This is a genomic window from Paenibacillus sp. FSL K6-1122, assembly GCF_037977015.1.
Lineage (GTDB): Bacteria > Bacillota > Bacilli > Paenibacillales > Paenibacillaceae > Paenibacillus > Paenibacillus amylolyticus.
This window is the reverse complement of record NZ_CP150272.1, coordinates 6,353,901-6,366,611: the sequence shown is the minus strand read 5'-3', so window position 1 is coordinate 6,366,611 and position 12,711 is coordinate 6,353,901. Positions and strand designations below refer to the sequence as shown.

The 12,711-nt window shown below is 47.8% G+C and carries 8 protein-coding genes; all 8 read left to right on the top strand.

Annotated features, from left to right (window positions below; all coding sequences use genetic code 11):
• Window positions 1-418 precede the first annotated feature (418 nt).
• The 8 genes from NSQ20_RS28470 to NSQ20_RS28435 all read left to right on the top strand — a co-directional run bounded on the left by NSQ20_RS28470 (window position 419) and on the right by NSQ20_RS28435 (window position 12,375).
• Entirely contained in the window at window positions 419-2,932 is a 2,514-nt protein-coding gene (locus NSQ20_RS28470) for a U32 family peptidase (RefSeq protein ID WP_017692029.1), read from the top strand.
• 109 nt (window positions 2,933-3,041) lie between these two features.
• Window positions 3,042-6,692, top strand: coding sequence for a DEAD/DEAH box helicase (locus NSQ20_RS28465; protein ID WP_162163186.1), 3,651 nt, complete (start codon window positions 3,042-3,044; stop codon window positions 6,690-6,692).
• Window positions 6,693-6,987: 295 nt separating this feature from the next.
• Window positions 6,988-7,866, top strand: coding sequence for a UTP--glucose-1-phosphate uridylyltransferase GalU (gene galU / locus NSQ20_RS28460; RefSeq protein ID WP_036667709.1), 879 nt, complete (start codon window positions 6,988-6,990; stop codon window positions 7,864-7,866).
• A 181-nt stretch (window positions 7,867-8,047) separates the two neighbouring features.
• Window positions 8,048-8,596: a dTDP-4-dehydrorhamnose 3,5-epimerase gene (gene rfbC, locus NSQ20_RS28455; RefSeq protein WP_036667708.1), complete on the top strand. Its 549-nt coding sequence runs from the start codon at window positions 8,048-8,050 to the stop codon at window positions 8,594-8,596.
• A 54-nt stretch (window positions 8,597-8,650) separates the two neighbouring features.
• Window positions 8,651-9,676, top strand: coding sequence for a dTDP-glucose 4,6-dehydratase (gene rfbB / locus NSQ20_RS28450; RefSeq protein WP_036667707.1), 1,026 nt, complete (start codon window positions 8,651-8,653; stop codon window positions 9,674-9,676).
• Window positions 9,673-10,554 carry a dTDP-4-dehydrorhamnose reductase gene (rfbD, locus tag NSQ20_RS28445; RefSeq protein WP_036667706.1) on the top strand — a complete coding sequence of 294 codons (882 nt, stop codon included), beginning with the start codon at window positions 9,673-9,675 and terminating at the stop codon, window positions 10,552-10,554. Before rfbB ends, rfbD begins: the two co-directional genes overlap by 4 nt.
• Before the next feature lie 134 nt (window positions 10,555-10,688).
• A complete protein-coding gene (locus tag NSQ20_RS28440; protein WP_253503571.1) occupies window positions 10,689-11,564 on the top strand; it encodes a phosphatidylinositol-specific phospholipase C/glycerophosphodiester phosphodiesterase family protein in 876 nt (291 codons plus the stop codon).
• A 115-nt stretch (window positions 11,565-11,679) separates the two neighbouring features.
• A complete protein-coding gene (locus NSQ20_RS28435; RefSeq protein ID WP_340031262.1) occupies window positions 11,680-12,375 on the top strand; it encodes a heptaprenylglyceryl phosphate synthase in 696 nt (231 codons plus the stop codon).
• Window positions 12,376-12,711 lie beyond the last annotated feature (336 nt).

Below are 12,711 nucleotides of genomic sequence, written 5' to 3'. Positions count from 1 at the left end.
GAGTGCAGAACCGATCTGAAGAAGCGAAGCGTGCGCGTTTATCACCAGATTTTTCCCCTTTAGAAAAGGAAATAAAAAAATCTGGGGGTAACAGCGATCGGAAGATGGTACTGCAATCGAAGTGTCTAGTGTAAATCTTAATGGAAATGAAAATGGTAAACGGTTTTTTCAGGAAAACGTAGAAGAGTCGGTGCAGAAGTGGTACACTATACTAGTTCAGGAGTTATGACTGCTGATCTGATGAATAGGAATGACTGTAAGCTTGGAGTTCAGGCAATACAGACATAATAGATAGATATTGTAATACCGTGACAATGCAGGTGTACCCGATAAGGTGCAGTCTTAGGCTTGGTATGTTTAGGCGTTTAAGGATATAGGGATGAAATCCGGCGGATAGTCGGTTATGGGGAGGATCTACATGAAAACAGCAACAATACGAAGAGAAGACGTTGAACTTCTGGCACCCGCTGGTGACTGGGATTGTATGCGTTCGGCGGTAGCTAATGGCGCAGATGCAATTTTCTTCGGAGTCGAAAAGTTTAATGCACGGGCACGGGCGAACAATTTCCGCATGGACGAGCTGCCGGAGATTATGGCGTTTTTGCACAGTTATGGCGTAAAAGGTTTTTTGACCTTTAATATATTGATTTTTGAAAATGAATTGACGGATGCGAAAGAATTGATTGATGCATGTGTCGATGCAGGTGTGGACGCTGTAATTGTTCAGGATTTGGGTTTGGTGAAGATGATCCGCGAGATCTCACCGGATTTCCCGATTCACGGTTCAACACAGATGACGATTACGTCACCGGAAGCGGTCGAGTTCACGAAGCCGTTTGATATGGAACGTGTCGTTCTGGGACGGGAGAACAACCTGAAGCAGATCCAGAAGATCGGGGAACAGGCGAAGCTTCCAATGGAAGTATTCGTTCATGGTGCGTTGTGTGTATCCTACTCGGGGCAATGTCTGACTTCCGAAATGTGGGGAGGACGTTCGGCGAACCGCGGAGAGTGCGCACAAGCTTGTCGTCTTCCATACGATCTGATGGTGGATGGGGTGCACAAACCGATGGGTGATGTAGCTTATCTGTTGTCTCCAAAGGATCTGGCAGCGATTGATCTGATGCCGGAACTGATCGAAGCAGGAGTAACTTCTTTCAAAATTGAAGGACGTCTCAAAACGCCAGAATACGTAGCAAACGTAGTAAGCAAATATCGTAAAGCGATTGACCGTTATTTTGATGGAGATAACACGCCGCCAAGCAAGGAAGAAGTTCGCGAATTGCAGCAAAGCTTCTCCCGTGGATTCACGCATGGTTTCCTGAGCGGTACAAACAACAAAGAACTGGTGGATGGAACGTTCCCGAAAAGCCGTGGTGTCTACCTCGGTCGTGTAGATCAAGTGTTGCGTGATGGTGTGGTCCTGAAGCTGGATGCACCCGTGAAACGTGGAGACGGGATCGTATTTGACGCTGGAGACCCGACTCAGAAGGAAGAAGGCGGACGGGTATATGATGTACGTCGCAAAGGCGTAAAACTCGAAGGCGAAGCCGAAGAGGGCTGGATCGTTGACGTTGTGCCAGGCCGTAGTGACGTGGATTTGCGCCGCGTAAAAGTTGGCGACAAAGTGTGGAAAACAAATGACCCGGCGCTCGACAAACGTCTTCGTCAAAGCTTCGAGACCGAGAAGCCTTACCGCGTATTCCCGGTAAAAGTAAAAGTTATCGGCAGCCCGGGGCAGCCGCTTAGCACATGGTGGACAGACGTACAGAAAGGCACGACCGTCCGTATTGATTCCGAGATGGAACTGGACATCGCGCAGAAACGTCCAATGACACATGAATTGCTCGAAGAGCAGTTCGGACGTCTGGGAGGCACCGTGTTCCAGTTGGAAGGAATGGACGTCAACTTGCACGGTGACGTCATCATCCCAATGCGCGAGTTGAATAACATTCGCCGTCAGGCGGTAGAACAACTCGCGGGCGAACGCCCTAAACCACCCGTCTACGTGAAACGGGCGGTAGATGTGTACGGCGATTCGGTTAAACCGGCATCGCCAGTCGCTCGCGGTCAAGCAGAACTGACCGCACTCTGCCGCAGCCTGCCACAAGTGGAGGCAGCGATTGAAGCAGGAATCGGTATGATCTATGCCGACTTCGAGTTTATCAAACAGTTCCCGGCAGCCGTGGAAGCTGTGCATGCCGCTGGTCGCAAGATTGCGCTGGCAACACCGCGTATTCATATGCCTGGGGAGAACGGATATCATAACAACATCCTGCGTCTGAAGCCAGATGCGGTATTGGTACGTAATACAGGCGCACTGTACTTCTACCTTCGCCACCGGATGGAGAACCCGGATGCGAAGCACCCGGAATTGATCGGCGACTTCTCATTGAACATCGCCAATCACAAAGCAGTAGAATTGTTCCTGGAAGCCGGATGTGACTGGATTACGCCATCCTATGACCTGAACATTCAACAAATGGTTGATTTGCTGGGTCACTCCCGTACAAGTCAGACCGAAGTGGTTATCCATCAGCATCTGCCGATGTTCCACACCGAGCACTGTGTGTATTGTACGTTCATGAGTGAGGGTACGGACTTCACGAACTGTGGCCGTCCTTGTGAGGAACAGCGTGCATCACTGCAAGACCGGATTGGCATGTCCCACCCGGTACGTGTGGATGAAGGTTGCCGTAATACCGTGTACAATGCAGTGGAACAGTCAGGTGCCGAGTATCTGACCAACTTTATGGATCTGGGTGTATCCCGTTACCGTGTGGAATTCCTGGAAGAGACACCGGAGCAGGTACGCGAAGTTATCGATCTGTACAACCGCGCACTGCGCGGCGAGATCAGTGGTACACAAGTTTGGAAAACACTCAAAGCAACAAACCAACTGGGAGTTACACGTGGTCAATTGGTGAAATAAACAGATTGTATGTTACATCAACATTTACAATCAAGCATGAAGCAACCCCAATCTCTGCTTTACGGAGCTCTTGGGGTTTTTTTACATCATGTACAGGAGGCGAAGAAGCGTGGCGCCATTCACAATTATGGATATCAAATTGCTGTGCGGGGTCACGGCATTCAAGCGCGGAGAAGATTATAACCAATCTGGCAGGGTGACCAATCTGGTGGTCGGTGAGGACAAGCTTCATTATGAAGCTCAGGTACGTGGATCGGAGCGCTATCAGGTGACCGTGGATATAGATGGAACGCGTGAGGTTGTAGCAGGCTGCAGTTGTCCGGGTGATGGCAGGCATTATGACTATTGCAAACATGTCGCTGCTGTCCTGTTGGCTATTCACGAATGGGGTGAGCAGCAGGAGCGTAATGCCACGATTGCCTCTGGAAAACCCCTTCAACCTGCTACAGGCCAAGGAGCCAATACCAGTTCCAGCTCAGGTTCCAAGTCCATAGTTGGGACGTTGGTCGAAGAGAGCATGTGGGAGCGACCACAGTCTGCTTCACAACGAGAGCAACTGAATGATGCTCCAGAGCGTCCGCCCGTTCACTTTGCCCAAGCAGGTCGTCCAAGCTCAGCTTCGGGGTGGGGCCGCTCGGCAGATAAACCTTCTTACCGTACGGCGGATCAGATTCTGTCCATGTTTGCCAAGGATCGGAGACCGCTGCATGGAAATGATCGTAAATACACTGCCCCTGTCAGCCGTTCCTCCCTGCGGGAAGAATTGCAGGTTCAGTTTATATGTAAGCTGATACAGGTTCACAAGGGTGGTGGGAAACTTGCTCTTGAATTGAAAGTGGGTAACAAACGTCTGTATGTGGTGCAGAAAGTGAAGCAATTCCTGAACTGTATCGAGAAGGGCGAGCCCATGTCATTTACCAAACTGTTCCACTATGATCCATTGATGCATGTTTTCACTCCGCAGGATCAGGCCATTCTCTCGATGCTTATTCGAATGAGACAGAGTGAGGAGGCCTATCGCCAATCCATCTCCGGTTATCTGGGAGCTTCGGACGGACGGGATATACTGATTGCTCCGCTCGTATGGAAGCCATTGCTGGAATTACTACTACAGGCCGACAGCCGGATGGAGGGCACGGGATTTGCCAATGGACCACTCACACTGGGTGAGGGGGTACTTCCTTTATTTTACCGGATCGCCCAGGGAGTGAATGAAGGATATCAGCTTGAAATTTCCGGACTGCGTGAGCTGATTCTTCTCCCTGCTTATGATGCCGCTGTGGTGGAAGGGCAGTTGCACATGTTGGAGCCGATGCAGATGCGAAGTCTGGAGGACTTGAGTGGGGCGCTCACGTCGTATGGAATCAAGGAAAGCATCGATATTTCGACTCAGCAGGTGGATGAATTCGTACAGCATGTCGTGCCAGAACTGCGTACGCTTGGACATCTGTCCATTGATTCACAGGTGCGTGAACAGATCGCGGAACCGGAACTTTCACCGAAGCTGTACATCGACTTCTATCGTGAACGTATTACAGCGCGTCTGGAATTCGACTATGAGGTCATGGTTATTAATCCACTTGCAGAGTATTTAATAGATGAAGAAGAGAAAAAGGTTATTTTGGTGCGTGATCGATACAAAGAACGGAATCTCATTGAACGGCTCGATCGTTCTTTCCTGGAACGTGATGGTAGTGTCTGGGCGAGCGAACGGGAAGATGCCATCTATGATGTTATGTATCATCTGTTGCCTGAGCTTGAAAAACAGGTAGACATCTATATGCCAAACGCCGTGAAGGCCATGGTGCAATCCTATCCAACACCGCCGAAAGTACGAGCAGATTTGGGGAGAGGACTGGACTGGCTTGAGATTTCATTCGAGATGGAAGGTGTGGACGAGCAGGAGCTTCAAGAACTCATGCGTCGCATTGTGGAAAAGAAACCGTATTTCCGTCTCAAGAGCGGTATCTTTCTGTCGCTTGAAAATGAAGGTGCAGACAGTTTCGCTCATATGGCCGATTCACTGGGACTTGGAGCAGATGACATCAAGAGCAGCCATATCCGGCTGCCAGCTGTTCGGGCGTTACAATTGCCAGGCAGGGATGAAGTTTCCGGTCATGTGAAGTGGGGAGGCTCCCTGAAACGTTTCCTTGATGATCTGCGAGATCCCGAACGGATGGATTTTGCATTGCCAGAGACACTGACCCCCATCCTGCGGGATTATCAGAACAGTGGATACCAGTGGCTGCGTACCCTCGCTTATTATCGTTTTGGCGGCATTCTGGCGGATGATATGGGACTTGGCAAAACGTTGCAAAGTATCGCCTATATCACAGCGGTTCTTCAGGAGAAGCCCGACTACAATATGGACAATACGGGCGTTGATAAATACCGGGAGAGCGGATCATTACGGGGCGGTGAAACGTTGGCGACTTCCAACATTGATTCCGAAACTGGGCTCCCATTGGATAAGATGGATTCAGAGAATACGGATGGCCTATGGTCCACGATGCAGCAGGATGGACTGACAATCCGAACGAGGGTCATTCATCCCCCGGTACTTGTCGTGGCGCCTGCCTCGCTAACCTATAACTGGGCTAATGAGTTTGCACGGTTTGCCCCGCATCTGAAAGTCCTGATCGCAGCCGGTCAGAAAGAAGAGCGAGCCAATATGCTTTCTGGAATGGATGAGGCAGATGTGATTGTGACGTCGTATCCTCTGTTGAGACGGGATTTGGATACCTACCTGGGCCGAACCTTTCATACGCTCATTCTGGATGAAGCTCAGGCAATTAAAAATGCTTCTTCTCAGACCGCGCAGGCAGTCAAACAGATTCAAGCTCCGCGTCGTTTTGCACTCACAGGAACGCCTGTAGAGAACTCACTGGATGAATTGTGGTCCATTTTTGAAGCGGTATTCCCTGGATTGTTTCCAAGTTACAGAAGATTCCGCGACCTTCCTCCGGAACGGATCTCGCGGATGGTCCGTCCGTTTATTCTGCGCCGTCTGAAGAAGGATGTGTTGGAAGAATTGCCTGATCGAATTGAAACGGTACAGCGGTCAGAGCTTACGGTTGAACAGAAGAAACTGTACGCCGCATACCTTTCCCAGCTTCAGGATGAAGCATCGAAGGACATGGAGGATAACGGATTCCAGAAGAATCGCATCAAAATTTTGGCTGGCATCACGCGCTTGCGTCAGTTGTGTTGTCATCCGGCCCTCTTTGTGGAAGGATATCAAGGAGATTCCGGGAAAATGGAACAGTTGCTAGAAACGGTCGAGGATTGTTTGGCTTCAGGGAAACGAATTCTCATCTTCTCCCAATTTGCGAGCATGTTGAACTTGATTCGTCAGACCCTTGCGGCACAGGGAAGGAATCTGTTCTACCTCGATGGTCAGACACCTGCACAGAGCCGGGTTGAGATGTGCCACAGATTTAATGAGGGCGAAGCTGAACTGTTCTTAATCTCCCTGAAAGCTGGAGGTACCGGATTAAACTTAACAGGGGCAGATACCGTTATATTATATGATCTGTGGTGGAATCCTGCCGTGGAAGAACAGGCCATTGGGCGAGCCCATCGCATGGGACAGAAACAAGTCGTGCAAGTTATCCGTCTGGTTACCGAAGGTACGATCGAAGAGAAGATTTTGGAACTCCAGCAGCGGAAGAAGGACTTGATTGCCGAAGTTATCGAACCGGGAGACGGAGTATCGACGACCTTATCCGAACAGGATATCCGCGAATTGTTGATGGTATAATGGAGTCCAAGCATCGTAGCAATAAGAATCATTAAATATATGAATCTATACAAGTTGAACTAATCATTTACACGAGAAACGTAGAGGACAGAAAAAAGATGGAGAAGCGAAGCGTTCGCCTAAAAGCTTTCTGAAAGAAAGCTGCATCGGAAGCATACGCTATCACCAGATTTCACCTTTGTAAAAGTGAATTAAAAAATCTGGGGATAACAGCGATCGGAAGGTTGTTCTGTCATCGTAGTGTCAGTGTAAATAATCTTTAGTTCAACTTGTTTAGCAAAAGGAGTGGGTTCGTGTGCGTATTCGCAAAGCGATTATTCCAGCCGCAGGGCTGGGTACCCGGTTTCTGCCTGCCACCAAGGCGATGCCTAAGGAAATGCTGCCCATCGTGGACAAGCCAACGATCCAGTACATTATTGAAGAAGCCGTAGCTTCAGGCATTGAAGATATCATTATTGTGACAGGTAAAGGGAAGCGCGCCATTGAAGATCACTTCGACTACTCTTTTGAGCTGGAGCAGAATCTGGCGGATAAACAGAAGTGGGACTTGCTTAACGAAGTACGCAAACCCTCCGAGATGGCAGATATCCATTATATCCGTCAAAAGGAACCGAAGGGACTTGGTCACGCCATTTGGTGTGCCCGCAAGTTTATCGGCAACGAGCCTTTTGCCGTCCTGTTAGGGGATGATATTGTGGAAGCGGAACATCCCTGCCTGAAGCAGATGATCGATGTCTACGATGAACTGCAATCTCCGATTGTTGGTGTACAGCCTGTTGATTGGAGCGAGGTATCCCGCTATGGGATAGTGGACGGAGAGTTGCTGACCCCTACCGATGATCGTGTCTTTCGGGCCCGCCGCTTAATTGAGAAACCAAAGACCGAAGATTCCCCTTCGAACCTTGCTATTATGGGACGTTATATTCTTACACCGGATATCTTTGAGATACTAGGTCAACAATCTGCTGGTGTCGGGGGAGAAATTCAGCTTACGGATGCCTTGTCCCGATTGAATGAACAGCGGCAGATTCTCGCATATCACTTTGATGGATTGCGTCATGATGTTGGTGAGAAGTTGGGCTTTATTGAGACATCGATTCACTACGCATTGCAACGCCCGGATCTACGGAAAGATCTCTTGAAGTATTTGGAACAGGTCGTAAAGAATCAATAAATGGTTTTCCGCATGCCCTTGAAGTCCAGCCGAAGAATGATATCGCGGCTGGGCTTTAATTTATTTTATGGAAGAGTAAATATGAGGGTTATACAGGCCAATGAACAAACACATACCCGACACTGTACATATACATAGTCAATATGAAGAAATGATGTCAACAGCAAAACGGAGGGATGTCATGAAGGTACTTCCGCTGTTTATGGATGGTGCTGCCATATTGGAACCCAAGGTTTATGGTGATCACCGTGGATATTTTATGGAGAGTTATAATGAGCAGGTTCTGCATGAACAGGGGATACAGCACGTCTTTATTCAGGACAATCAATCCTTGTCGGCTGAAGCAGGTGTTCTGCGTGGGCTTCATTATCAACTTCAGCCCAAAGCACAGACTAAATTGGTGAGGGTTATATCTGGGGCTATATATGATGTGATTGTGGATGTCCGCACCTCATCCCCTACTTTTGGCCGATGGAAAAGTGTCATTCTAAGTGAGTACAACCAGCGGCAACTGCTTGTTCCTCAAGGATTTGCTCATGGATTCTGTACCTTGGTGCCTAATTCCCGGGTAACTTATAAGGTAGATGCCTATTATTCACCTGAACATGATCGTGGAATTCTGTGGAACGATCCGGCGCTCGCCATTGATTGGCCTGTGACGAAACCTATATTATCGGAGAAGGATCAGAAGCATCCTTTACTGAAAGATGCTGAACTGAATTTCGACTAATTAATCAGACTTTTCAGATACTTCTGTATCTGGAGGCAGAGGGAGAGAGACAGCATGAAACTACTGGTTACAGGTGGGGCCGGATTTATCGGCAGCAACTTTGTGTTATATATGCTTCGTGAACATCCGAGTTATGAAATTATCAATGTGGATGCATTAACGTATGCAGGGAACTTGGAGAACTTGCATACGGTAGAGTCCAATCCCCGATATACCTTCATCAAGGCAGATATTGCAGATGTACAGCAGATGGAAGCTGTTTTTTCTCAAGGCATCGATGTGGTTGTGAATTTCGCTGCCGAGTCTCATGTGGATCGAAGTATTCTGTCCCCGGATATCTTTGTGCGTACCAATGTGATGGGGACTCAGGTTCTGCTGGATGCGGCAAAGAAGTATCAGGTCACCAAATTTGTTCAGGTATCGACGGATGAGGTATATGGATCATTGGGTGCAACAGGTTTATTTACTGAAGATACACCTCTGATGCCAAACAGTCCGTACTCTGCAAGTAAAGCTGGCGGGGATCTACTCGTAAGAGCTTATCACGAAACCTTTGGACTTCCTGTAAATATTACACGTTGCTCTAATAACTACGGGCCTTTTCAATTTCCAGAGAAACTGATTCCGCTGATTATATCCCGGGCATTAAATGATGAAGCCATTCCAGTATATGGTGACGGCCTCAATATTCGTGACTGGCTTTATGTCGAGGATCACTGTAGCGCGATTGATTTGGTGATTCATAATGGACAATCTGGAGAGGTATACAATATTGGTGGTAATAATGAACGTACTAATATTTACATTGTGGAGAGCGTATTGGAACAACTGGGTAAACCAGCGAGTTTGATTCAATATGTACAGGATCGATTGGGACATGACCGACGTTATGGTATAGATCCTACCAAGATACGTACAGAGCTCGGATGGCAACCTGCACACAATTTTGAGACAGGGATCAAGGAGACGATCGAGTGGTATCTGAAACATCAAGATTGGTGGACGAGAATTCAATCAGGCACATATCAGGACTATGTTCAGCTTCAGTACGGTAAGCGGATGGGTGATTCGTCCAAATGAACTATAGAGTTATGGTGACTGGCGCGGCAGGACAGCTGGGTTATGATGTGGTGAAGACCTTTCAAGCAGAGGGTCATCAGGTATTGGCCTGTGACAAAAACCAGATGGATATTACCGATCAACAGCAGTGCACAGATATGATTACAACCTTCCGGCCTCACATCATTATTCACTGCGCTGCTTACACGGCGGTCGATCAGGCTGAGGTAGATGAGGATACAGCATACGCAATTAATGCATCAGGTACTAGAAATATCGCGGTTGCCGCCGAGAAAGTGAAAGCAAAACTGGTATATATCAGTACCGATTATGTATTTGATGGGAGCGGGAGTACACCTTACCGCGAGTACGATGTAACGAATCCGCAGAGTGTATACGGCAAGTCGAAGCTTGCCGGGGAACGGCTGGTTCAAAGTTTTTGTACGCAATGGTTTATCATTCGAACATCATGGGTGTATGGCGTGTATGGCAGTAATTTTGTCAAAACCATGCTGGAACTTATGGAGAAACGTCCACAACTGCAAGTTGTTCATGACCAACAAGGTTCGCCTACCTATACGGTGGATCTTGCCCGATTCATTCATATCCTTTCCATAAGTGAAAAATATGGTATCTATCATGCCTCCAATTCAGGAACTTGCACATGGTACGAGTTTGCAGAGGCAATAAAAGAAGAAGCCAATAAGCAGAGTGGGTTCGAGCCTACAGCCGAACTTACGCCATGCACAACCGATCAGTTTCCGCGTCCAGCCCCTCGTCCTGCATACTCGGTGATGGATCATTTGGCAATTCGAACGAACGGACTGGAACCTCTGAGACCTTGGCGTGAGGCGCTGATTGCGTTTTTGAAAGAGTTGAGTGTACAGCAAAAGGACTGAGCATGTGGAGGGTCCGTGCTTTATTTCCAAACTACACCCACCATTTAACAGCCGCCTCGGGCGGCTATTTTGTTTTACACCTCATCAATTCGGGTAGATAGCTAACAAAAAGGTACTGAGGATGTGAATGTGATATGAAACGCATTGCCGCCGTGTTAATACTACTGATCGTTACCGTGGGCACACTCTTTTTCGCCTATGAAAGCGAGAGTGAGGAACAACGGGACGGATTTACCGCTTATAGATTAATCGCCCATGCGATGGGCAGCATTCGTGATCAACCATATACCAACGCCTATGAAGCGATGATTGCCAATTACGAGAAAGGCACACGTGTATTTGAGATCGACTTTATGTTAACCTCGGATCGCAAAGCCGTAGCCAGACATGAATGGACCGCTAATATGAGCAAAATGCTAGGACAAGACGAAGAGCTTCCGGAGGATAGACAAGCCGGGGCACTGACACATGATGAATTTATGAATACGCCTATTTTAGGCATGTATCAACCCATGGATGCTGATGGCATTATAGATGTACTGGCCGAGTATCCGGATATGTATATCGTAACCGACACCAAGGAACAGAAGGATGAGGATATTCAGCAGGTGTTAAGATCCCTCGTGGATGCAGCCAAAGAACATGACCCATCCGTGCTGGACCGGGTGGTTGTACAGATCTATAACGAACCGATGCTCGAAACGGTGAAAGAAGTCTATGCATTCCCTTCCATTATCTATACGTTATATGCCACACAGGATACAGAAGCTCAGGTTGTTGATTTTGTGCAAAAGAATGATATTGATGCCGTGACTATGCCGGAATATAAAGTAAACCAGAATTTCGTGGCCAAGCTGAATAGTGCAGGCTCAGTCACATACGTGCATACCATCAATGACACTGAACAAGTGGCTAATTATGAGAAATGGGGCGTGTACGGGGTCTACTCGGACGTGCTGACAGAGCAAGAACTGGATGAGATGAATACACGTTTTGCCTGGAAACCGTAAAAATTCATGTTTTCCTGTTCCCCTTTTTATACGAACATTGACACTCACTGTCTGCTGACTTAGACTTAGTTTACAAGCTTTCTAGGATGCAGAAGAACCTCTGGAGGAATGTTCGTTGATAGACATGATTAAGCAGTGGAGACATGTATTTAAGCTTGACCCGGACCGGGAAATTACAGACGAAGAACTCGATCTGGTCTGCATGTCGGGGACCGATGCAATTATCGTCGGCGGATCTTCCGGAATTACTTATGATAACACGGTAGACCTGATGTCCCGTGTGCGTCGCTATGAGTTGCCTTGTGTGCTTGAAGTATCCGATCTAGAGGCCGTTGTTCCCGGGTTTGACGGATATCTGATCCCGATGGTCCTAAATGCAACGGACAGCAAATGGATGATTGGGCACCACCAGCAGGCCATAGAGCGTTACGGTTATCTCATCCCATGGGATCTGCTGATTGCCGAGGGTTATATTGTGCTCAATGCAAACTCCACGGTAGCGCGGTTGACTGGTGCAGATACGGATCTGACGACAGGAGCTGCGGTGGCATACGCCCAGGCTGCGGAGCGTCTGCTCAATCTTCCAATTGTATATATGGAGTACAGCGGAACGTTCGGAGATATGGAGCTTGTTGGTGAGACGCACAGACAACTGGATCGGGCACACCTGATCTATGGCGGCGGAATTGATGATCCGGAGAAAGCCACGCAAGCTGCCCAGGTGGCAGATACCGTCGTGGTAGGTAATATTGTGTATAGCGATTTGAATAAGGCACTTGAGACGGTGTTGGCTGTAAAAGGAACCATTTAATCGGTTTAGTTTACCATTCCCCCATTTTCCCCTTATGATCTGTTAAAATAGAACTTTGCCCTTACTAATTAAGCAATTCGTATACAAGAGTAAGGTTTACACAGAAACGAAGTGTTCTCTCTTGTATTTTTACTACCTTTAAATATAAGCTAAACTAATTTTTACACGAGAACGAAGAGGACAGAAATAAGCTGGAGAAGCGGAGCGTTCGCCTTTATTACCGGATTTTTACCTTTGAAAAAGTAGATGAAAAATCCGGGAATAACAGCGATCGGAAGATTATTCTGTCATCGGAGTGGCAAGTGTAACCTATTAATTTTGCTTTATAGACCAACC